We start from the raw sequence: 22,249 nt of genomic DNA, 5'->3' as shown, positions 1-22,249 counted from the left end.
CAGCGCGCTAGCATTGGCGGCATTCAAAGGCGGCGCCCTAAATGGACACTCACATCATCGACACGAGCATCTGTCCGGTTTGCGGCGCCGGTAACCGCTGCACCCTGGCTGATCCGCGCACAGTGGACCAGGCCTGCTGGTGTTTCACCGCCGAGATCGACCCGGCGGTATTGGCAGCTCTGCCCGAAGAGGTCCGTGGACAGGCGTGTCTTTGCCCGCAATGTGCAGGCGTTGAGGCGAAGCGTCGCGATGCGTCTTGACCGTTTCCTCAGCAACCTGCCGCGCTTCAGCCGCAAAGATGTACGACTGGCGCTGATCGCAGGCCGCGTGGAGGTCGACGGATTGCCGGTAAAAGACCCGCTGCATGAGGTCCGCGAATTCAGTCAGGTGCGGATCGACGACGAAGTCCTTCAGCTCGGCAAACCCGCCCGGTATTTCATGCTGCACAAGCCCCAGGGCTGCGTCAGCGCGACCGTCGATCCGCAGCACCCCACCGTCCTCGACCTGCTTGATGAACCGGACAAGGACGACCTGCACATCGCCGGCCGCCTGGATTTCAATACGTCGGGGCTGATGCTCATCACCAACGATGGCCAGTGGTCACGGCGGCTGACGCAGCCGACCACCAAACTGGCGAAGGTCTATTACGTCGAAACCGAAGACGAGGTCGGCGCGCATTACATCGAGAAATTCGCTGAAGGGTTTTATTTCGCGTTCGAGGATCTGACGACACAGCCCGCCGAGCTGACGATTCTTGCCAGTCATTGCGCCCGGTTGAGCATCGTCGAAGGGCGGTATCACCAGGTTAAAAGGATGTTCGGCCACTTCGACAACAAAGTGACCCGGCTGCACCGTGAAAGCATGGGGCCACTGATGCTCGACTCCGCATTGGCGCCCGGACAGTACAGAGCCCTGAGTGCCGACGAAATCGCCTTGATCTGAAACCTGCGTCCCATTGCCTACCTGTCACGAAACCCGTGCAACGTGTCTCTGCGCACCCCGTTTTTTCGTCAGGAGACATGGAGATGAAGCCAGAAATCGCTGTGCTGGATATACAGGGCCAGTTCCGGGTTTACACGGAGCTCTATCGTGCAGACGCCGCCGAGAAGACCATCATTCTGGTCAACGGCTCGCTGGCCACGACCAGCTCCTTCGCTCAGACCGTGCGCAACCTTCATCCGCAATTCAACGTCGTGCTGTACGACCCGCCTTACGCCGGCAAATCAAAACCCCACAATACCCATGAACGCCCGCTGACCAAAGAGCTCGAAGGCCAGCTGCTTCTGGAGCTCATCGACCATTTCAACGCTGAACTCCTGATGTCGTTCTCATGGGGTGGCGCGGCGGCGCTGGTCGCTTTGGCGCACCGGCCCAAGCGTATTGAAAAAGCGGTGATCAGCTCGTTTTCGCCCGTGATCAGCGAGCCACTGCGCGATTACCTCGAGCGCGGCCGGCAACATTTCGGCTCTTACAATCGTCACGGCGTCGGAGAGTTGCTCAACAGCACGTTGGGCAAACACCTGCCCTCGCTGTTCAAGCGCTACAACCACAAGCACGTTAGCTCCCTGGATCTGCACGAGTACACGCAGATGCACCACCACATCGATCATGTGCTGGACGCGAGCAATCATCCTCAGATGAAAGCGGCCAAGCGCATCAATGTGCCGGTGCTGTTCATGAACGGCGCATGGGACGAATACACCTCGGCTGCCGACGCCCGCCACTTCGCCCACTACATCCGCGACTGTCACTTCAGCACCATTCAGGATGCCGGGCACTTTCTGGACATGGAAAACAAGGCGGCGTGCCTGGCATCGAAAAGCGCGCTGCAGGGGTTTCTGACGCCCGCACCCGAACCCCGCCGCGTTCACTACAGAGCGGGTCAGTCGCAACAGGCGTTTGCGGTGTGACGGGAGTGGAGATGAAAGGGCAGAACACAGCGAAGCAGTGGGTCTGTTGCGCAGCCTGATGAGTGCAGTGCACGGCGAATCAGGTGTGAGCGAGATGGCATTTGGTGGGCGCGGCATATAACGCTTCAATTAACACGCGGCATCTGGTACAAAGTCAGCCGCGCCAAAGGCGTCGATTTAAAAGCGGGTATAGTTTAGTGGTAAAACGAAAGCTTCCCAAGCTTTAGTTGAGGGTTCGATTCCCTCTACCCGCTCCATCTCCTCCAGTGTTTCCGGGCCTTCCAGCCGCCCTTCACCTCCTAAGCAACCGCGCCTCCTTCCCCGACCTGTCCAGGGTCAAGCCACTTTAAAACCCCTCTCACGCATCTTTTTCGTTACCACTGATCCCCTGCTGAAAATCCGCAGAACAGTTTTCACCCACGCTGCCGATACAGAGAAACCAGTCGCTCAAAATTCACACATCGACTGACGAATTCTCAAGGCAGTGACGATCATGCAACACATACCCTTGGCAACCTTCGAATCCATTGGCTGCGCGGAATGCCGAAATCTTGAAGCGCTGGGATTCGACTTCACCATGGCATTCCAGCCTATCTTCAACGTAACCACCGGGGCGCCCTTTGCTTATGAGGCGCTGGTCCGTGGCGTCAATGGCGAGTCGGCTGCATTCATTCTGGGTCAAGTCAACGACGGCAACCGCTACCGTTTCGATCAGGCGTGCCGGGTGAGGGCCATCGAGCTCGCGACGCAGTTGGGTCTTCCCGCCATTCCAGACTGCAAGCTGAGCATCAACTTTCTGCCCAAAGCGGTGTATCGGGCGGAAACCTGCATTCGCGCAACCCTTGAAGCGTCCAGGACGTTCGACTTCCCGGTGGATCGGCTCATGTTCGAGGTCACCGAAGGCGAGCGCGTCGAAGACCCTAACCACCTCAAATCCATTTTCGAAGAGTACGCGCGGCAAGGCTTTACCACCGCCATCGATGATTTCGGATCAGGTTATTCCGGCCTGAACATGCTGGCGATGTTTCAGCCACAGGTCCTGAAAATCGACATGGCGCTCACCCGTGATATTGATCGGGACGCTGTGCGTCAGGCGATTGTTGAAGGGATTGTGCTGGTTTCCAAGCGTCTGGGTATCACCGTCGTGGCCGAAGGCATCGAGACCTGCGAGGAGCGCGACGCCCTGCTGAATCTGGGCGTCGAGCTGATGCAGGGCTACTTGTTTGCCAAACCCATGATCGGGCGCCTGCAACCGATGCCGGTGGAACTGATATGCGGCTCAGACGCTGTCGACGTGGCCTGATTCTCCTGGCGACATTCGACATTGCATGGGCTGCAGGTCCGTCGCAAAAGCGAGAAGTCAATCCGCCGCGTGGGTCGCTGCCTGCTCGATCAACGCGGCCACTTCCTGCGGTCGAGACTGGTACACCGAGTGACTGGCGCCTTTGATCTCGATGGTGTGGCTGTTGGCACGCCTGGCGTACATGCGCTCAAGGTCCGGGTTGATGATCCGGTCCGCCCCGGCCACTGCGTACCAGCTAGGCTTGGTTTTCCACGCGGGCACCCCAGCGGGCGTGGTGAATACCGACGCAGCGGTCGGCTCCTGGGAAATGGCTTCGAACTCAGCCTGAGCCTTGGGCAGGTCGGCTGCGAAATCTGACGGGTAGAACGCAGGGTCGAGGGACAGGAAGCCGTCAGCGGTTTTCTTCACCGCGTTGGTGGCGTTGGGGTACAGCTTGCCGTTCTGCGCTTCGGTTTCACCCTGGTCCAGCGCGTGGGCGGCGATGTACACCAGGCCCACGACATGAGCGTCATTGCCGACGTCCGTGATGATCGCGCCGCCATAGCTGTGACCGACCAGAATGGTCGGGCCGTCCTGCTGGTCAACGATGCGCTTCACCGCCGTCACATCATCGGCGAACGACGTCAGCGGGTGTTCAGCGATCGAGACGTTGTACCCGTCCTTGCGCAGGATCTCGTAAACCGGCTTCCAGCCCGACCCGTTCACAAAGGCGCCGTGCACCAACACGATGTTCTTTACCGGTGCAGCCTGCGCCGCACTGGCAACGCCCAGCGCCAGGGCGCCCGCCGTAAAAACGCTTGGCAGCAATGATGCGTTGATTCTGTCATGGGGTGCGTCCTCAGTGTGCATTCATGGGCGGGGGCTTGACCGGGATAGCCAAAGCCTGGCCCCGCCCTTCGTTGTGAATCATTGAATGCGCTGCACGTATCTGCAGTGTGTCGCTGAGGGGGAGCGTTGAGTCAGCACGTTTCGTAAAGGGGTCTGGATACACGGGTATACAAAGTCTTGCAGTGTGCTGCCTGGCCCCTTCCCGGCTAAAGCCGGTCCTACAATGGCGCGCGCCGCCAGGCCCACTGAATGCATGCAATTCAAATGTAGGACCGGCTTTAGCCGGGAAGAGGCCGGTTGCCGCGCTATCAGTTTTGCGGTGTGATGCGTGATGGCTTCGCTGCTAATGCTTGTACGCAGCGTCATGAGACAAGCTCAACTCTAACGAACGGGCTATTACTCTAGTCCGAGGAGAACACCAAGTGCTCTATCCAATCGCGATTCTTCCTGGCGATGCGCAGCACGCATGGGGTGTCGAGGTTCCAGATATTCCTGGCTGCTTCTCAGCCGGTAACGATCTGGATGACGCCATGGCAATGGCTCGTGAAGCTATCGAAGGCCACCTTGAGATCCTGGCTGAAGACGGCGCAGCCATTCCCGCCGCTCAGAAGGTGACCGTGCACCAAGCCAATCCTGACTTTGAGGGCTGCATCTGGGCACTGGTGGACATAGACATCACCAAATACCTGGGGAAGGCTGAAAAACTCAACATTACCTTGCCGGCTCACCTACTCACCCGCATAGACGAACACGTGAAACATCATCCCGAAGTAAAAAGCCGCTCAGGATTTCTGGCATCCGCCGCATTGAAAGTGCTGCAGCAGGCTTGAGCGGAACCAGGATGTTGGACAAATCTCCACCCGGCCTATAGGCAAAAACAGTGACCCCAAAAAAGCCCGGAAACATCCGGGCTTTTCCATGCCATCAACGCTTACGCCGCAAGGCTCGGCGACGACAGGGACTTCTTGTACTCAGCCTTCATAGCTTCCATTTGCGCGCCAAGCTCTTCCAGCTTCTGCTTGCCCAGCAATTTTTCAGCTTGCGGGAACATCTCTTCCTCTTCTTCCTCGATGTGGTGCTCCAGCAGCTCTTTGACCACCTTCACACGACCGGAAAACTCCGGGGTAGTAGGGTCGGTTTGCTTGAGGTCCGGCAGCACAAGGGCATCGACAGTGCGGTGCTCTTCCTTGGCTTCGTAGTACATGATGTCCTGCTCTTTGCCGCCCGCCTCCTTGAACGCCGGATAGAGAATTTCTTCTTCAATCTTCGTATGGATGGTGATTTCCATTTCCAGCTTGGCGAGCAAGTCGGTGCGTTTTTTAACACCGCGCTCGGTGGATTCGCTTAGTTGGGTCAAGATGGCTTTTACGCGTTCATGGTCGGCTTTCAATAGTTCGATGGCATTCATGGGGATTTTCCTCTAGATCACGGTAAGCGGATCGATCTAAGTGCCGACCCTGCAGGTTCGTGATGAGCGTTGCATCGAGCGTGCCGATATCGCGAAACATTGAAAAGCCTGACCAATCAAACAGTTATAAAAATAAAGAAAACAAGCAATCGTGCAGGCTGCATGAAACTTCGCAAACGGATAGTGCAGTTCACAAGTTGCTATCCGCGCGATTGAGCTCCGGTAAAAACCAGAGCTCAAATAGCGATAAAACGCGTCATTAGTGCGCTCTAATCGCAGGTGCCAACGCCGTTCGCTCTTGATAAGCAGGCAAAGAAGCCGCGAACGCCATGGCTTCTTCGCGGGTGGAAAACGAGCCTAATCGATCGTGATGGGTGCAGACCCGCCAGGGACCGTTGTTCACGTTGATCACATCGTAGCCGTTGAAGTGCGTTTTGCTGAGCATTGCGGTATGCATGGTGATCTCCCCTTCATTCAAGAGAGTGTTGTGGGATGTCGGATAAAACCTTACACCCGCCCTTCACTCTATAGGCATTACCGAGACCGGCGGCTCCCTTCTCAAAATGGGTGGAAGCCGGGATGCCGCGTTGACAACGCTGACCTGGGTTTCTATAAGTCCCCTCCGTTCTGGCGTCCGGTCAGTACCTGCTCACCTGAAAGCGAAGCGAGATGATGGAATTCACGGATTTTGATGCCGAACTGGCCGACTGGAACACCCTGCAAGCCGCCACTCCCTGCTCGGGATTGCTGCTGGGCAACGGCGCCAGTCTTGCCGTGTGGAAGAACTTCGCCTATGACTCGCTATTCGAGCTGGCGCAGACCACGCGCAACAAACCCTTGAGCGCCACCGAGCTGGCGCTGTTCAAATCCATGGAAACGGAAAATTTCGAGCCCGTACTCAGCGGCTTGAAAGTCGCCATGCGGGTCAATGCGGCGCTGACCATTGGTTCGTCATCGCCACGTAACCGGTATTTCGCGATCAAGGAAGCCCTGATTCACGGCATCCGCTCGGCGCATATTCCGTGGCGGCTGATGGAAGCGGCGACCGTCGCCAGGATCAGCGACGCCCTGAGCCAGTACCAGACGGTGTATTCCACCAATTACGATCTGTTGGCGTACTGGGCAGCCATGCATGGCGCGCAGCCGTTCGATGATCTGTTCGACGACGATGCGATATTCAACCTGCACCGCACCGACAGCCACGCCACCCGTATTTTGTACCTGCACGGGGGCATGCATCTGGTGAAGAACTTCGATGGCTCGGCACGCAAGCTAATGTCCTCGGAAAGTACGTTGCTGGGCAGTTTCGCGATCAATGCGCTGGAGGATGTGCCGCTATTCGTATGCGAAGGGCGCAGCGACGACAAAATGAAGATCATCCGCGGCTCGGACTATCTGTCGTTTTGCCACGGCCAGCTGGCGCAGCATCAGGGCGCGCTGTGCGTCTTCGGCCACTCGCTGGGCAAGCAGGATCGACACATCCTCAACGCCATTCTCCAGGCCCGTCCCACGCGCATCGCCATCTCGGTGCTGCCGCGCAGTGACGCCTTCATCCAGCACCAGAAACGCCGCTACAGCGAACTGTTTGAAGGGCAGAACATCGAGCTGACATTCTTCAACGCCACCACCCACCCGCTGGGCGATCCGCAGCTTGCGGTGCCGGTGGCGCGACTGAAGGAAGCGTTGGAGTTGAAGAAGAGCTGAGGTTTAACGCGGTGAGTGCTCATATTCCCAACCCCGACAGGCCAATGCCACGTGCTTGGGGATAAGTGCAGCACCGCTGCTATAAGCAGTAATGGTTCGACGCGTAAAGCCCAGCTCGATGGCCGCAGCCGAGAGCGAAAGGTTGTTCTTGGCCATCCACTGTTTGAAGTCGCGCGTCGGCATGACTTCGCCGGCCTGCTCCAGCGCGAGCCGGTGAAGCGTCGACGCAGACAGCTCGATATCATTCCCCCACGAGACGTCGAACCCCCAATCACCCACAGCCACCTGACTGAACAGCGTTTCATCCTTCAGCGGCACCAGCGCTTCAAATTGGTCGATGTAGGCCGACAAATCAACGGTATGACGCTTGCCGTTGTTCCAGTCGAGGATCAACGAGCGGCTGTTCGCGACAGGTTGCGCAGCGACGATGCGTAATTTGCTGGTCATGTCTCAAGTCCTCCGATTCTGCTCATACCAGATACGCCACAAGTCCCCGGTATGATTCTTGGCCCACTGCAGCGCTTCTTTCAGCGCCTTCCCCTCAGCGCCCCTGCCTAAGACCCTTAAACCGTCAATCTGCACGAATGACTCCCCGTCAGGCGTCTGGACATGGAAATGGGGTGGGGCATGGTCGTCCGGATAGATTTTGATCTTCCAGTTGCGATTGTTATGTACGGTAGCCATGGCGGGATACTAGAGAAATTTTTTCCCCAGCACAAACTCTGCTGACAAAAACAAAAACCGGACCCTGCAGGTCCGGTCTTGCAATCTCCCACCGCTTCCAATCTTCCCAGCCACTGCCCTTTACTCGTTACCTTCCGACAACGCCCCCACCAACACGGCCCCACCCTGGTTGTGTTTATTGACGCTGGTGGCAACCGATTCGGTGGTCAGGCGCATGCTGCCGAGGGCGGCGAGTCGGTCGCTGCTCGTCGTGTGCACAACGCTGCCCGACCATTGGGCGGCCACCGTCGCCAGCCATGCGAAAAGGAATACCACGACACCCTGCAACGCCCATTTTCCGATAACCGACACGATGATTCTCCTGGCTGAATTCGACGGCACCCATTTGACCTTCCAACTGTTGCAGGATCGTTGCATTCAAGTTCTGCACCAACATTTAGAACGATTCAGCCGGCAGCCACAAAACCCTCGAAAACGGCATTTTCACCCTCGCCTCCCGTACGCGATTCCCGGCTAAAGCCGGTCCTGCAATGAGGACACCCGCCAGTCCCGATCAATGCACGCAATCCAGATGTAGAACCGGCTTCAGCCGGGAAGAGGCCCGTTTGAGCGCCGCAGAATTAACATGCGAAGTGTACGGACGATTCCGCGCACATCTGTAAAGGGCCGCCACTGCGGTTCTGTGGCTGAATACGTCTGCGTTTCGCACCAACAAGAACAAGGCACGCCCCACTATGTCCTCTCGTGAAAACACCGGAATGGTCCTCGGACTGATCGGCGTGGTGATCTTCAGTCTGACGCTGCCCATGACCCGCATCGTGGTGCAGGAAATCCATCCCTTGCTCAACGGGCTGGGCCGCGCCTTGTTTGCGGCGGTGCCGGCGGCAGCATTGCTGCTGTGGCGCAGGGAAAAATGGCCGACCCGCGCGCAGTTCAAGGCGCTGATGGTGGTCGCACTGGGTGTGATCGTCGGTTTCCCGGTGCTGTCGGCATGGGCGATGAAAACCCTGCCCGCCTCCCATGGTGCACTGGTCAATGGCCTGCAACCGTTGCTGGTCGCCATCTATGCCGCCTGGCTCTCCCACGAACGTCCGTCGAAAGCCTTCTGGGCCTGCGCGGCCATGGGCAGCGTTCTAGTGCTGGGTTACGCGCTGATCAGCGGCGCCGGCAATCTTCAGGCCGGTGATGTGCTGATGGTCGCCGCAGTGGCGATCGGCGGGCTGGGTTATGCCGAAGGTGGGCGTCTGGCGAAGGAAATGGGGGGCTGGCAGGTGATCTGCTGGGCGCTGGTGATTTCAATTCCGGTGTTGATCGTGCCCGTCAGTTATCTGGCGTGGCAGCACCAGGGCCCCATTTCCCCCGGCACCTGGTGGGCCTTCGGCTACGTGTCGCTGTTCTCGCAATTCATCGGATTCTTCGCCTGGTACGCCGGGCTGGCCATGGGCGGCATCGCGCGGGTCAGCCAGATTCAGCTGGTGCAGCTGTTCTTCACCATGGCCTTTTCGGCGCTGTTTTTCGGTGAGCACATTGATCCTACGACCTGGATCTTCGCCGCCGGTGTCGTGGTCGTGCTGGCCATCGGGCGTAAAACAGCTGTGATTGCACCCAAACCCGTTGCCGCCGTTCGCGTTTAGCCGAGCAGTCCGTCCGCCTGGAGCAAGCGCTCCAGGCACTGCTCCTGAATGCCGTAGAACACTTTCAGCTCCTGAACCTTCGCCAGCAATTCAGCAGGATCCGCCGGGGTAGCCCGCTTGACCGCCAGAATCATCTTGTTCTTGTTGGTGTGCTCCAGAGAGATGAACTCGAAGACTTTGGTTTCATACCCGCACGCTTCCAGCAGCAACGCGCGCAAGGCATCGGTGACCATCTCGGCCTGCTGGCCCATATGCAAACCGTATTGCAGCATCGGCTTGAGCAGCGTCGGGCTCTGGATCTGCAGGCGGATCTGTTTGTGGCAGCACGGCGAACACATGATGATTGAGGCGCCCGAGCGGATGCCGGTGTGAATCGCGTAGTCCGTGGCGATATCGCAGGCGTGCAAGGCAATCATCACGTCCAGTTCGCTGGGCGCCACAGAACGCACGTCACCGCACTTGAACACCAGACCCGGATGCTCCAGCTGCGCGGCGGCGTTGTTGCACAGCGTGACCATGTCCTCGCGCAACTCAACGCCAGTGACATTGCCTTCGGCCTGCAAGGTGTTGCGCAGGTAATCGTGAATGGCGAAAGTCAGATAGCCCTTCCCCGAACCGAAATCCGCGACCGTCACCGGCTGGTCCAGCTTGATCGGTGAAGTCGCCAGCGCGTGGGAAAACACTTCGATGAACTTGTTGATCTGCTTCCACTTGCGCGACATCGCCGGGATCAGCTCGTGTTGCTTGTTGGTCACACCCAGGTCGGTGAGGAACGGCCGGCTCAGTTCCAGATAACGCTTTTTCTCGCGGTCATGCTCGGCGGTGGGGGCTTCGCGTTCTTGCTGGGCCTTGTTACGGAACAGCGTGCTCTTGCCCTTCTTGCTGAATTCCAGCTGCACTTCATCGGTGAGCGACAGCAGATGAGCGTTCTTGAAGGACTCGGGCAGCAGGCTGGCGATCAGCGTCTGCGCTTCGGCGAGGGGGTGATTTTTAGTGATGTCGCGGGTCTTGTAGCGATAAACGAAGGACAGGCACGGCTGATCCTTGACCGTCACGGGCTTGATGATGACCCGCTGCAACTCCGCTTCACTTCCGACGTACTTGGCCAGCACCAGTTTGATCAGCGAATTTTGCGTCAGGCAGGTGTCGAGCAGACTCAGAAACTGAGCGCGGTGATCCTGCGCAGGAAGGGTGGCGGGTGCGGTAACGGACATCGGAAAGCGCCTCGGGAGCGGAAATGCGAGGCGCTATTTTAGGCGGGTCGTAAGGAGTAGGTGCAATTAAATGACGCGGAGCGTCTGAGGAGGCATCCCCACGCGGAGCGCGGGAACGATCATCACTCAGTCGGACACCTACGGGGGCACCGTAGAAAAAAACCATAAAAGTTGCGGTATCGCCTCCAGGGAGTTACGGTTTGACCGCAGAAAAAAGCATAGGGACTTGCGGTTGTGACGACAAACAAAGCACCCACCCTTCGCGAACTGAACCGTCAGTACTCGCCAGACCGTAATACTCTTATCGAGGACAACGCTGTCATCACTAAACGTCGCTACGTCCGTACAGGCCGCAGCAGCGACCTCGTTAACACGCTGAGAGGCGAAGTATCTGCTGTGGCTACCATACACACCGTGGAGGGACGTGATGACGCCGAGTTCGTCAAGGTGTTTGCTGCCGGAGTACAGGCCATGTACGGGCTGACAAAGACCGGCGTGCGGGTCTTTCAAGCGATTTTAGATGAGTACCAGAACACCAGCATGACGGGCGGCTTCGCTGACTTGGTGTACCTCTACTGGTTTGGTAATGGATTGAACGGCCGTGTTTTGGACATGGGGGAGCGTACGTTCCACACCGGTTTCAAGGCGCTGCTGCTAAACCGCTTTTTGGCCCCTCGCTCGGCCAACCTGTACTGGGTGAATTCCGCACTATTCTCCAAGGGCGACCGGGTCAAGCTAATCACTGAGTACCGGAAAAAGGGAGTGCTGCTCGAAGCAGCACGCGATCCCAAAACGCTTAATTGGGTGAATGGCGGAGCTTACTTAAGGAATTGATAAGTACCATGAACGACTTTACAGCTAGGCGAAATAACTAATGAAACCAAAAAACAAAAGTTGCAAGCCTGGTAGCAGCGATTACTTGATGGTCAGTGCTGCGGCCGGAGAACTTGGGAACCAAGCATGTATCTTAGGTGTTCGATACATCAAAAACGGCACACTACGCTTACAATTCAACCACGAAATATCTTATTACACTAAAAGCATTTTAAATGACGTTTCGCAAGGAAAAAAAAGCCCTTCAGATGGTTTAAAAGAGATAAAGGATGAGCAAAAAAGTCTGCTTAGTCAGTCACTAGAGGTTGCTCAGAAAGGTATTGGTGTAATCGCCGGGGCATTTCAAATCGCAGCAGGAGCTGGAATCTGCTACGGCTCAGTAGGTACGCTGTGCCTATTCGTAGGTGCTCCCCTGATGGCACATGGTTCTAATAATATCTATGAGAACGGACGCAACCTCTTGGAAAATCGTTCCGACACTCAAGGCCCTGTTAGAAAAGCTTATCAGGGCCTACTAGGCGACACACTCGAAGGGGATATGGCCTATGGTGCTGTTGACTTAGGACTTTCTGCATATGGCGTCAGCAGAATGGTATTAAAGCCAGACACTTGGCGTCTGTTTAGGTATATAAATACAGATTATATGAGAGCTTATAAGACAATGGGTACTAGGGCACTTGTATTTGAAGGCATCAGTGATAGCGTGACAGGTAGATCTATGTACCTGGAGTACAAGTCCAATGGGAAATAATATTTATGTTTCAATCTCATACCTATTATTATCTTTGATAGTGCTTTCCTCTTTATATATTTTATCGCGATATTTTTCGGGAAAAAATTTTAAATGGAAATGGTTTATTATATTTTTATCTCTAACTATCTTTTTTGGATCATTTCACATGAGTACCGTAGAATATGGGTACGACATTATTTTTCCTGACTTAAAACCTATACTTCAAGGCAATGATACGGTTGGTTGGATTGCATTTGTAAGTATGTTTCTCCACACATGTTGCATTCCTACCCAGTATGAACCCATACGCTGGTTTTCACGAAAATAGCTTGAGCACTTTAACCTCTCACGGATGGCGCACATAACTTGGGAAAAAGCGTACGTTAAGGAACGTGAAACGGAGGAAAGCCTCTACACAGTCAAGTCGGCTTACTGGTACCACGCCAGACTAGGGTTTTCTAACCTCCGAGGCTCCATCTCTATGGCCTTGACCTGACAAGTCGGATTCTTAGCGTACGCTTTTTTCAGTTTTCTATATTGATCCCTAATCCGTTTCCTTACGCAAATGGCTTGTTAGCAGTCCTGTCCCAACCACCAGACACGATACCGGCACTACCACCATCAGCACGACGCTGTTGTGAATATTCAAATTTGATTCGACCGTAATTTAGGGTGACCACTTCTACAGGGAAACCAGATTGGTCGGTCCCCTGCCCGCTTACTAATGAAATCAGCACCTCTTCAAGCACGATGTCCAGATACTTGAATTTTTCAGTTCCTGCACGATGGATTCGAATAGTCACATTTTTGATATGGGAACCTCTACAGCAAAGCTCAAATAGCTTTGGGGTGGCTCTATCCAGATATTTGCTGATCTGGAAATCGCCAAGGGAAACCCCTCCAGCAGAAGCTCCACCACTGGAGCTGGCAGTCTGACTTATGGATTGCATGGCGTTGTAGTGGTAGGAAAGCAATTCAATCCAACCTTTGTGCCCATCATCAAGAGACTCGCCCTCAACACCATCAACCTTCATAAACGCATCAAAAGACATAAAAGCTCCCTGTTTTTCAAAAACAAAAAAATTAAAAAATTAACCACATGTTAATACCCTGCAGAATCATCCAATTGCCGTCCTTGCCCCACCCGAAAGCCCCATTTTTGGCGGTGTTCGCTTTGATGTCTAGTTGTGCACAAAACCCTATTGCTGCTTGGGCCACACTGGGTGAGCTGAATTTTGCCCCCTCGGGCTTCCAGAAAAACAACATTGGCCCGCAGATCCGCGATTTCGTTTGGCGTAGGCACCAGAAGCATCGGCAAACCCACGACAGTGGCCAGCAGCGTTCAGCCCATGGCTGCGCAGATCGTAGTCCATTTCCAGTTGAGTGAGCCAGACGCTTGGTGCGGGAACGATCATTTCCTGACACCACGCGGTCGCACAGCGATACCCTTCTGTGGGAGCCGGCTTGCTGGCGAATACGTCTGGTCAGGCGCTGCAATATTGACTGCTTGATCGGGTTCGCCAGCAAGCCTGCTCCTACAGAAAGCCGTATGGGCCGCCAAGATCTGCGCTGCAGCGATCGAGAACGACTCAGTCTAAAACCACCAACCGATTCGGCAACTCGTTGCGCGCCTGGGTCACCGGCACTTGCTCGCTCAGCACGTCGCCGCACGAACGAATGCACCCGACAAACCCCTCCAGAATCCGGCCGTCCCTCACCTGCTTGGTGAACGTCTCGACCATCGCGCGCCAGACTTCGTTGTCCACACGCCGGGCGATGCCGTCGTCGACGATGATCTCGACATAGCGCTCGGCTTCGCTGACAAAAATCAGCACGCCGGTGCCATTGGCGGTGGCGTGAAGGTTCTGTTCGAGAAACTGCCGACGGGCGAGATTGCCCGCCCGCCAGTGCCGCACGCGTACAGGCACCAGCCGCGTGGTGATGCCGGGCAGCCGGCACACCAGCGCCACGACGATGAACGTAACAACCTGCGCCAGCAGCAAATGATTGGCATTGAGCCAGCCGGTCAGCAGGTTAATCAGCCCCGGCACGAGCAGCGCGATAACCCCGGCCCAGATCAGCGGCACGTAGGTGTAGTCGTCAGCACTGGTCGCCAACACCGTTACCAACTCCGCGTCGGTCTGACGCTCGACGGTTTCGATGGAGTGGGCAATCCGCTGCTGTTCGTCTTTATTGAGCAATGTCATGCACGTAAACCCTTCCTGAGCGAACAACTACCAGCCACCGGAGGCACCGCCCCCGCCAAATCCACCACCGCCACCGCGCATACCGCCGGAGCCGGAGCCCGATCCTCCTGAACCGAAGCCGCCGGAACCGCCGGAACCGAAACCGCCAAATCCACCGCCGCCACCGGAGCCGATGGACCTGCCCCGCCCGGAACGTGCACTGATGTAACTGATGACCACGAACAACACCAGAAACAGCAGAGTCACTTTCCAGTCGACACCTTCGTCCTCGCTCGCCGCTGCACTGCCGGTTGCGCCGACAGCGGGCTCGGCGAGGGGATCGCCACCGAGCACCTGGACCATCGCCTCGGCACCTTTAGTGATACCGCCGACGAAATCGCCCTGGCGGAACGCCGGCGTGATGATCTGATTGATGATCACCGATGACTGCGCATCCGTCAGTCGATCTTCCAGCCCGTAACCCACTTCGATGCGCACCTTGCGCTCGTCCCGGGCGACCACCAACAGGGCGCCGTTGTCCTTGCCCTTCTGCCCGATGCCCCAGTGACGACCCAACTGATAGCCGTAGTCCTCGATGGTCGAGCCCTGCAGGTCAGGCAATGTGACCACCACCACTTGCTCGGTGGTCAGTTCTTCATGGGCGCGTAGCATCTGTTCGAGATGCTCTTTGCTCGGGCTGTCAATCATCCCGGCGGTGTCGACGACGCGCCCGGTCAGCGGGGGAAACGTGAGGTCGGCTTGCGCCCACTGGGCAAACACACCCACCGACATCGTCAGTAACGCGACCAGCACTCCCCGGCGCGCGCGTCCCATCAGAACTTCACTTGCGGCGCTTTGTCAGCGTCAGCGGCAGTGGCTTCAAAGTTCGGACGCACCGGCAGATCGCTGTACATCACCGTATGCCACAGACGGCCCGGGAAGGTGCGGATCTCGGTGTTGTAACGCTCGACCGACGTGATGAAGTCGCGACGCGCCACCGCAATGCGGTTCTCGGTGCCTTCAAGCTGGGACTGCAGCGCGAGGAAGTTCTGGTTGGATTTCAGGTCCGGATAGCGTTCCGAGACCACCATCAAACGGCTCAATGCGCCGGTCAGTTGACCCTGTGCATCCTGGAACTGCTTGAGTTTGGCCGGATCGTTCAGGGTGCTGGCGTCCACCTGAATCGACGTCGCCTTGGCCCGCGCCTCAATAACGGCGGTCAGGGTGTCCTGCTCTTGCTTGGCGTAGCCCTTCACTGTTTCCACCAGATTGGGGATCAGGTCGGCGCGGCGTTGATACTGGTTCTGCACCTGCGCCCAAGCGGCCTTGACCTGCTCGTCGTAGGTCGGAATGTTGTTGATCCCGCAGCCGGACAACAGTGTTGTCAGCAGCATCATCAACACCAGTGACAATTTGTAACGACTGCCCCGGCTGTGGTCATAACGCTCTGTTTGCATGGCGTGCGTGCTCCCTGTACTCATCAATAATTAGTCCTGTCAGTCATGACTTTAGCCAAACCGGACGATCCCCGGCATAATCCTGCCCCATCGCGTTGTCAGGGCTCTGGATTGCAGGGCCACAATCAGATAAAACTCGTTGCGCTACTGATGCTCATATGAGGCAGGAGTTCAGCGACGTTGCCGTCCTGACGACAATAAAAACCAAAGGTTCGACACCTATAACAATGGCTGACCGGTATTACGCGCGAGTTGCCGGCAACGCCTTGAGAAAACCATTCATGAATAAGCTGTGTTTACTGAGTCTCGTCATCGGCCTGGTCAGTCAGTCCGCCTGGGCCGAAAGCGCCACCAACGGCGTCGGCACCGCTTCCACGCTGCCAGCCAAGAATGCATTCATCGCCAACCTGATGAAGCAAATGACCCTCGACGAGAAGATCGGTCAACTGCGCCTGATCAGCATCGGCCCGGAAATGCCCAAGCCGGAAATTCTCAAGGAAATCACCGCAGGCCGCATCGGCGGCACGTTCAACTCCGTCGTGCTGCCGGATAACCGCGCGATGCAGGACGCTGCCGGGCACAGCCGCAACAAGATCCCGATGTTCTTCGCCTTCGATGTCGTCCACGGCCAGCGCACGGTATTCCCGATCAGCCTGGGTCTCGCGTCGACCTGGGACATGAACGCCATCACCCGCACCGGTCGCGTGTCGGCGATCGAAGCCGCCGCCGACGGCGTGGACATGACCTTCGCGCCGATGGTCGACATTACCCGCGACGCACGCTGGGGCCGCAGCTCCGAAGGCTTCGGCGAAGACACGTATCTGGTGTCGCGCATCTCCGCCACCATGACCCGCGCGTTTCAGGGCACCAGCATGCAGGCCCCGAACAGCATCATGGCAGTGGTCAAACACTTCGCGCTGTATGGCGCGGTCGAGGGCGGTCGCGATTACAACACCGTCGACATGAGCCCGGTGCGCATGCAGCAGGACTACCTGCCGCCGTATCGCGCGTCGATTGATGCTGGCGCCGGCGGCGTGATGATCGCGCTCAACTCCATCAACGGCGTACCTTCCACAGCCAATGCCTGGCTGCTGCAGGATGTCTTGCGCAGGGATTGGGGCTTCAAAGGCGTGACCGTCAGCGACCACGGCGCGATCAAGGAGTTGATCGACCACGGAGTGGCGAAAGACTTCCGCGAGGCCGCCAAGCTGGCGATTAAAGCCGGCGTCGACCTGAGCATGAACGACAAAGCCTACGGCGAAGAGCTTCCGGGGCTGGTGAAGAGCGGCGAAGTGTCGGAGAAAGAAGTCGACAATGCCGTGCGTGAGGTGCTTGGCGCGAAGTGGGAAATGGGCCTGTTCGCCAACCCGTACCTGCGTATCGGCGCGGCAGTGGATGACCCGGCCGACCGTAACGCCGAAAATCGTTTGCACCGCGCTGAAGCCCGCGATGTCGCGCGCAAGAGCGTCGTACTGCTGAAGAACCAGAACGACACCCTGCCGCTGAAGAAGCAAGGCACCATCGCCGTGATCGGTCCGTTGGCCAAAAGCTCGATGGACATGATGGGCAGCTGGTCGGCGGCCGGTCTGGCGCGTCAGACCGTCAATGCCTACGACGGTATCGCAGCGGCGGTCGGCGACAAGGCCAAGCTGATTTATGCGCTAGGGTCCAACGTCACCGACAACCAGCACGCCATTACCTACCTGAACAAGATGGACGACCAGATCGCCATCGACCCGCGTCCCGAGCAGGAGATGATCGACGAAGCCGTCAAGGCCGCTCAGCAGGCGGACGTGGTGGTCGCGGTGGTCGGTGAGTCGCGCAACATGTCCCACGAAGCGGCGAGCCGCGTGGACCTGGTGATCCCGGGCCGTCAACGTGAGCTGATCCGCGCGCTCAAAGCCACCGGCAAACCGTTGGTGCTGGTGCTGATGAACGGCCGGCCACTGGCGCTGGGTGAAGAAAACGAGCTGGCCGACGCCATGGTGGAAAGCTGGTTCCTCGGCACCGAGGGCGGCAATGCCCTGGCTGACGTGCTGTTCGGTGACTACAACCCGTCCGGCAAACTGCCAATGACCTTCCCGCGTTCCGTGGGTCAGGTGCCGGCCTACTACAATCACCTGAACACCGGTCGTCCGTATCGCCCGAATGACTCGAACTACACCTCGAACTACTTCGAAGAGCCGACCAGCCCGCTGTTCCCGTTCGGTTATGGCCTGAGCTATACGCAGTTCAGCGTGTCGGACATCACCCTGTCGATCAACAAGATGACCCGCAAGGACAAGCTGACCGCCAGCGTCATGGTCAAGAACACCGGCAAGGTCGCCGGGGAAACCGTGGTCCAGCTTTACCTGCGCGACGTCGCCGCCTCGATCAGCCGCCCGGTCAAAGAGCTGAAGAACTTCCAGAAGATTATGCTGAACCCTGGCGAAGAGAAATCCGTGAGCTTCACCCTGACCGAAGAAGACCTGAAGTTCTTCAACCCGTCGCTGAAGTACGCAGCCGAGGCTGGGGAGTTCAAGCTGATGATCGGACTGGATTCGGAAAACGTGAAAGAGACGACGTTCAATTTGCTGTAAGGCAGGAATTCGGGGCGAATGCGCCAGCCACTGAAAGGAGGTCATGCCCATGCCCCGTTCCGTCCGCCTTGTGCTCTACGTGTTGCTGATCCTCGCCGGTGCCGTCATTGCGGCGACACTGGCGATGCATCAGGCTCAGCGGCATGCCCTGGAAGAAGACGCTGAACGTTCCAGGGATCGACTGGCGCTGTATGCCAACACGCTGCAAACCCTGATCGAGCGCTACCGGGCACTGCCGGCTGTTCTGGCCCTCGATCCGCAACTGCGGGGGGCGCTGAGCGGGCCGGTCAGCGCTGACACCACCCAGGCGCTCAATCTCAAACTGGAGCAGATCAACGGCGCTGCCCGGTCCTCCACCCTAGAACTGCTCGACCGCAACGGCCTTGCCGTCGGCGCCAGCAACTGGCGTCTGCCGAGCAGCTACGTGGGCCACAATTACGGCTTCCGTCCCTACTTCACGCAAACCCGCGCCACCGGCGTCGGACGCTTTTATGCCGTCGGCGTGACCAGCGGCATTCCCGGTTATTTTCTGTCGAGCGCAGTGCTCGACGAGGCTGGGCAGTTCATCGGGGCCATGGTGGTCAAGCTGGAGTTTCCGGACCTGGAACACACTTGGGCGCAAAACGATGACCTGCTGCTGGTCAGTGACGCCAAGGGCATCGTCTTCATCGCCAATCAGCCGGGCTGGCGCTACCGGGCCCTGCGGCCTCTCACCGAGCAAGACCGCGCCGAACTGGCCAGCACGCGTCAGTACGACAAGCAGCCGCTGGCGCTCTTGCATCAGGAGCCACTGCGTACGTTCGGCGAGAACAGCCAGCTCAGCCGGGTCGACGCCCCCGCCGAGCAGGCCGATTTCTTGTGGCAGTCGATGCCGCTGCCGACCGAGGGCTGGACCCTGCACCTGCTGCGTAAGCCGCAGGCAGCCAGTGAAGATGTGCGCAATGCGGGTCTCGCGGCGGCAGGCATCTGGCTGACATTGGTGTTCCTCGGGCTGTTTCTGTATCAGCGCTGGCGACTTGGCCGGTTGCGCCAGCGCAGTCGCGAAGAGCTCGAGCGGTTGGTCGACGAACGCACGCGGGACCTGCACACCGCCCAGGACGGTCTGGTGCAGTCGACCAAACTGGCGGCGCTCGGCCAGATGTCCGCCGCCCTCGCCCACGAAATCAACCAGCCGCTGACGGCGCAACGCATGCAACTCGCGACCCTGCGCCTGTTGCTGGAGCATGGCCGTGTCGACGATGCGTACAAGGCGTTGAGCCTGCTGGATCAGCAACTGACACGCATGGCTGCGCTCACCGGCCACCTGAAAACTTTCGCCCGCAAAAGCCCCAGCGGCCTGCGCGAACGCCTCGATCTCGCCACCGTGGTCGATCAGGCGCTGCTGTTACTGGACGCGCGGCTTCGCGAAGAGCGCGTCAGTTGCGTGCTCGACCTGACGCGTCCGGCCTGGGTGCGCGGTGACGCGATTCGGCTGGAACAGGTGCTCATCAACCTGATGCGCAACGCCTTGGACGCGATGGGCGACAAACCGCTCAAGCGTCTGGAGATCCGCATCGACGCGCAAAGCGAGCACTGGTGCGTTTCCGTGATCGACAGTGGCGGCGGAATTGCCGAAGAGCATCTGGCCAATGTATTCGATCCGTTTTTCACCACAAAACCGGTGGGCGATGGACTGGGCCTGGGACTTGCGGTTTCGTTTGCCATCGTCCATGAACTGGGCGGCCGGCTCAGCGCCGAAAACATTAACAACGGCGCGCGGTTTTTCTTCTGTCTGACCAAGGCCCCGGAGGCCGAAGCCCCATGCTGAACTCGGTAATCGTGGTGGACGACGAGGCGCCCATTCGGGAAGCGGTGGAGCAATGGCTCTCGCTGTCCGGGTTCGAGGTCCGCCTGTTCAGCCGTGCCGAGGCATGCCTGGCGCAGCTGCCGGAGCACTTCCCCGGCGTGATCCTTAGCGATGTGCGCATGCCTGGCATGGATGGCTTGCAGTTGCTGGCCGAGTTGCAGCGGCGAGATCGCGATTTGCCGGTGATCTTGCTGACCGGGCACGGTGACGTGCCGATGGCCGTGGACGCCATGCGCGATGGCGCCTATGACTTTCTGGAGAAGCCGTTTACCCCTGAAACCCTGCTCGGCAGTCTGCGGCGGGCATTGGAGAAACGTGCCCTGGTGCTGGAAAACCGCGCGCTGCATGAGCAGGCGGACAACCGCTCGCGCCTGGATGCAACGCTGCTGGGGATGTCGCCGACGATGCAGACATTGCGGCGGCAGGTCTTGGACCTCTCGCAATTGCCGGTCAATGTGCTGATTCGCGGCGAGACCGGCAGCGGCAAGGAAATGGTCGCGCGTTGCCTGCATGACTTCGGTCCGCGGGCAGACAAGCCGTTCGTTGCGGTCAACTGCGCGGCGATCCCGGAGCAGTTGTTCGAAGCCGAGCTGTTCGGCCACGAAAGCGGCGCGTTCACCGGCGCCCAGGGCAAGCGAATCGGCAAGCTGGAGTACGCCCACGGCGGCACGGTGTTTCTCGACGAGATCGAAAGCATGCCGCTGGCGCAGCAGGTCAAGCTGCTGCGGGTGATTCAGGAGCGGCGGATCGAGCGACTGGGTTCGAACCAGAGCATCGACATTGATGTGCGCATCATTGCCGCGACCAAGCCCGATCTGCTGGACGAAGCCAGGGCCGGGCGTTTCCGCGAGGATCTGGCGTATCGGCTGAACATCGCCGAGTTGCGACTGCCGCCATTGCGTGAACGGCGAGAAGACATCCCGATGCTGTTCAGCCACTTCTCGCGCCATGCGGCAGAGCGCCTCGGCCGCAGCGTGCCGACGTTGAGCGGTGAACAGCTCAGTCATCTGCTCAGCCATGACTGGCCGGGGAACGTGCGCGAGCTGGCGAATACGGCCGAGCGCCAGGTGCTGGGGCTGGACGGTCCCGCTGCGCAAGGGACCCCGATAGGGCAATCGCTGGTGGCGCAGCAAGAAGCGTTCGAAGCCCACTGCATTCGCTCGGCACTGAGACGGCACCGGGGCGACATCAAGGCAGTCATGAACGAACTGCAACTGCCCCGCCGTACGCTGAATGAAAAGATGCAGCGGCACGGGCTGGTGCGCGAGGATTTTCTGGCTGAAGTCAGCCCTACAGGATGATCGAAGTGCGTCAGTAGTACCGGCTTTATCCGGGAAAAGACCAGCGTCTGCCACCAGATATCATTGTCCGCCGCTGATCAGTGCAGGAGCGCGCTTGCCCGCGAAGAGACCGGTACATCCGACGCGTAATGGTCGTACCTACCTATGCCTTCGCGGGCAAGCGCGCTCCTACATATCTGCAGTACGTCAATTGCCCTGCGGTGTAACAACCGACGCATTCCCGGCTAAAGCCGGTCCCACTAAGGTACGCAGTGTTTCTGTAGACCGGTTCGATTCCGCAGGGAAAAGACCAGCGTCTGCCACCAGATCTCATTGTCCGCCGCCGATCAGTGTAGGAGCGCGCTTGCCCGCGAAGAGGCCGGTACATCCGACGCGTAATGGTCGTACGTGCCTACACTTTCGCGGGCAAGCGCGCTCCTACATTCAGATATGGGGCACATCAATTGCCCTGCGGTGTGGCACCCGACGCATTCCCGGCTAAAGCCGGTCCCACTGAAGTACGCGGTGATTCCGTGGGACCGGTTCCATTCAGGCGGGAAGAGACCAGCGTCTGCCACCAGATGTCACTGCTCGCCGCCGATCGGTGTAGGAGCGCGCTTGCCCGCGAAGAGGCCGGTACATCCGACGC

23 protein-coding genes and 1 tRNA gene are annotated in these 22,249 nt (G+C 58.2%); 13 read left to right on the top strand and 11 right to left on the bottom strand.

What is annotated here, in order from left to right; all coding sequences use genetic code 11:
- Positions 1–41 precede the first annotated feature (41 nt).
- The 5 genes from BMY98_RS11195 (at position 42) to BMY98_RS11175 (ending at position 3,213) form a co-directional block, all read left to right on the top strand.
- Positions 42–260 carry a cysteine-rich CWC family protein gene (locus BMY98_RS11195; protein WP_074888777.1) on the top strand — a complete coding sequence of 73 codons (219 nt, stop codon included), beginning with the start codon at positions 42–44 and terminating at the stop codon, positions 258–260.
- Complete coding sequence (locus BMY98_RS11190) at positions 250–942, top strand: pseudouridine synthase (protein ID WP_074888774.1); 693 nt, start codon at positions 250–252, stop codon at positions 940–942. Before BMY98_RS11195 ends, BMY98_RS11190 begins: the two co-directional genes overlap by 11 nt.
- Positions 943–1,025: 83 nt before the next feature.
- Positions 1,026–1,910 (top strand): alpha/beta fold hydrolase, encoded by an 885-nt coding sequence (locus tag BMY98_RS11185; RefSeq protein ID WP_074888772.1) that lies wholly within the window; start codon positions 1,026–1,028, stop codon positions 1,908–1,910.
- Between the two features lie 183 nt (positions 1,911–2,093).
- Positions 2,094–2,167: transfer RNA gene (locus tag BMY98_RS11180), tRNA-Gly, on the top strand.
- A gap of 236 nt (positions 2,168–2,403) precedes the next feature.
- A complete protein-coding gene (locus BMY98_RS11175) occupies positions 2,404–3,213 on the top strand; it encodes an EAL domain-containing protein (protein WP_083398764.1) in 810 nt (269 codons plus the stop codon).
- 57 nt (positions 3,214–3,270) lie between these two features.
- On the opposite strand, the gene BMY98_RS11170 is transcribed toward BMY98_RS11175, so the two are convergent.
- On the bottom strand, positions 3,271–4,020 hold the full coding sequence (locus BMY98_RS11170) for an alpha/beta fold hydrolase (RefSeq protein WP_217648310.1): 750 nt from the start codon (positions 4,018–4,020) through the stop codon (positions 3,271–3,273).
- Between the two features lie 443 nt (positions 4,021–4,463).
- On the opposite strand from BMY98_RS11170, the gene BMY98_RS11165 reads away from it, so the two are divergent.
- On the top strand, positions 4,464–4,871 hold the full coding sequence (locus BMY98_RS11165) for a type II toxin-antitoxin system HicB family antitoxin (protein WP_074888766.1): 408 nt from the start codon (positions 4,464–4,466) through the stop codon (positions 4,869–4,871).
- A gap of 101 nt (positions 4,872–4,972) precedes the next feature.
- Here BMY98_RS11165 and BMY98_RS11160 read toward each other — a convergent pair whose 3' ends face one another.
- Entirely contained in the window at positions 4,973–5,449 is a 477-nt protein-coding gene (locus tag BMY98_RS11160) for a PA2171 family ribosome-binding persister protein (protein WP_074888763.1), read from the bottom strand.
- 259 nt (positions 5,450–5,708) lie between these two features.
- On the bottom strand, positions 5,709–5,906 hold the full coding sequence (locus tag BMY98_RS11155) for an SPOR domain-containing protein (RefSeq protein WP_074888760.1): 198 nt from the start codon (positions 5,904–5,906) through the stop codon (positions 5,709–5,711).
- A 215-nt stretch (positions 5,907–6,121) separates the two neighbouring features.
- On the opposite strand from BMY98_RS11155, the gene BMY98_RS11150 reads away from it, so the two are divergent.
- Positions 6,122–7,153 (top strand): DUF4917 family protein, encoded by a 1,032-nt coding sequence (locus tag BMY98_RS11150; RefSeq protein WP_074889041.1) that lies wholly within the window; start codon positions 6,122–6,124, stop codon positions 7,151–7,153.
- Positions 7,154–7,156: 3 nt separating this feature from the next.
- Here BMY98_RS11150 and BMY98_RS11145 read toward each other — a convergent pair whose 3' ends face one another.
- The 3 genes from BMY98_RS11145 to BMY98_RS11135 form a co-directional block, all read right to left on the bottom strand.
- On the bottom strand, positions 7,157–7,600 hold the full coding sequence (locus BMY98_RS11145; protein ID WP_074888757.1) for a DUF2442 domain-containing protein: 444 nt from the start codon (positions 7,598–7,600) through the stop codon (positions 7,157–7,159).
- Between the two features lie 3 nt (positions 7,601–7,603).
- Positions 7,604–7,837 (bottom strand): DUF4160 domain-containing protein, encoded by a 234-nt coding sequence (locus BMY98_RS28075; RefSeq protein ID WP_083398763.1) that lies wholly within the window; start codon positions 7,835–7,837, stop codon positions 7,604–7,606.
- 120 nt (positions 7,838–7,957) lie between these two features.
- Entirely contained in the window at positions 7,958–8,188 is a 231-nt protein-coding gene (locus BMY98_RS11135) for a hypothetical protein (protein WP_074888754.1), read from the bottom strand.
- A gap of 383 nt (positions 8,189–8,571) precedes the next feature.
- On the opposite strand from BMY98_RS11135, the gene BMY98_RS11130 reads away from it, so the two are divergent.
- Positions 8,572–9,471: a DMT family transporter gene (locus BMY98_RS11130; RefSeq protein WP_074888751.1), complete on the top strand. Its 900-nt coding sequence runs from the start codon at positions 8,572–8,574 to the stop codon at positions 9,469–9,471.
- On the opposite strand, the gene BMY98_RS11125 is transcribed toward BMY98_RS11130, so the two are convergent.
- Positions 9,468–10,685, bottom strand: a complete 1,218-nt coding sequence (locus tag BMY98_RS11125; RefSeq protein ID WP_074888747.1) for a class I SAM-dependent methyltransferase — start codon at positions 10,683–10,685, stop codon at positions 9,468–9,470. The two genes, BMY98_RS11130 and BMY98_RS11125, sit on opposite strands and share 4 nt — an antisense overlap.
- A 234-nt stretch (positions 10,686–10,919) precedes the next feature.
- Between BMY98_RS11125 and BMY98_RS11120 the strand changes: the two genes are divergently transcribed.
- Positions 10,920–11,519, top strand: coding sequence for a hypothetical protein (locus tag BMY98_RS11120; RefSeq protein ID WP_074888745.1), 600 nt, complete (start codon positions 10,920–10,922; stop codon positions 11,517–11,519).
- A gap of 40 nt (positions 11,520–11,559) precedes the next feature.
- Positions 11,560–12,270 (top strand): DUF4225 domain-containing protein, encoded by a 711-nt coding sequence (locus BMY98_RS11115; RefSeq protein WP_074888741.1) that lies wholly within the window; start codon positions 11,560–11,562, stop codon positions 12,268–12,270.
- Between the two features lie 539 nt (positions 12,271–12,809).
- Here the strand turns inward: BMY98_RS11115 and BMY98_RS11110 are convergent.
- The 4 genes from BMY98_RS11110 to BMY98_RS11090 all read right to left on the bottom strand — a co-directional run bounded on the left by BMY98_RS11110 (position 12,810) and on the right by BMY98_RS11090 (position 15,835).
- Entirely contained in the window at positions 12,810–13,304 is a 495-nt protein-coding gene (locus BMY98_RS11110) for an Hcp family type VI secretion system effector (RefSeq protein WP_074888738.1), read from the bottom strand.
- Positions 13,305–13,841: 537 nt separating this feature from the next.
- A complete protein-coding gene (locus BMY98_RS11100) occupies positions 13,842–14,459 on the bottom strand; it encodes a TPM domain-containing protein (RefSeq protein WP_074888733.1) in 618 nt (205 codons plus the stop codon).
- Positions 14,460–14,486: 27 nt separating this feature from the next.
- Positions 14,487–15,272 (bottom strand): TPM domain-containing protein, encoded by a 786-nt coding sequence (locus BMY98_RS11095; protein ID WP_074888730.1) that lies wholly within the window; start codon positions 15,270–15,272, stop codon positions 14,487–14,489.
- A complete protein-coding gene (locus BMY98_RS11090; protein ID WP_425438866.1) occupies positions 15,272–15,835 on the bottom strand; it encodes a LemA family protein in 564 nt (187 codons plus the stop codon). The genes BMY98_RS11095 and BMY98_RS11090 overlap by 1 nt, the downstream gene beginning before the upstream one ends.
- Positions 15,836–16,176: 341 nt before the next feature.
- Between BMY98_RS11090 and bglX the strand changes: the two genes are divergently transcribed.
- From bglX to BMY98_RS11075, 3 genes are read left to right on the top strand one after another with little or no spacing between them, the layout of a single operon-like run.
- Entirely contained in the window at positions 16,177–18,474 is a 2,298-nt protein-coding gene (bglX, locus tag BMY98_RS11085) for a beta-glucosidase BglX (RefSeq protein ID WP_074888725.1), read from the top strand.
- A gap of 43 nt (positions 18,475–18,517) precedes the next feature.
- Positions 18,518–20,281 (top strand): sensor histidine kinase, encoded by a 1,764-nt coding sequence (locus BMY98_RS11080; protein ID WP_074888722.1) that lies wholly within the window; start codon positions 18,518–18,520, stop codon positions 20,279–20,281.
- Positions 20,275–21,621, top strand: a complete 1,347-nt coding sequence (locus BMY98_RS11075; RefSeq protein WP_074888719.1) for a sigma-54-dependent transcriptional regulator — start codon at positions 20,275–20,277, stop codon at positions 21,619–21,621. Before BMY98_RS11080 ends, BMY98_RS11075 begins: the two co-directional genes overlap by 7 nt.
- The last annotated feature ends 628 nt before the right edge of the window (positions 21,622–22,249 follow it).

The organism is Pseudomonas graminis, assembly GCF_900111735.1.
In the GTDB taxonomy this organism is placed as follows: Bacteria; Pseudomonadota; Gammaproteobacteria; order Pseudomonadales; family Pseudomonadaceae; genus Aquipseudomonas; species Aquipseudomonas graminis.
The sequence above is the reverse complement of the archived record's forward strand: the minus strand, read 5'-3'. Positions and strand labels throughout refer to the sequence as shown.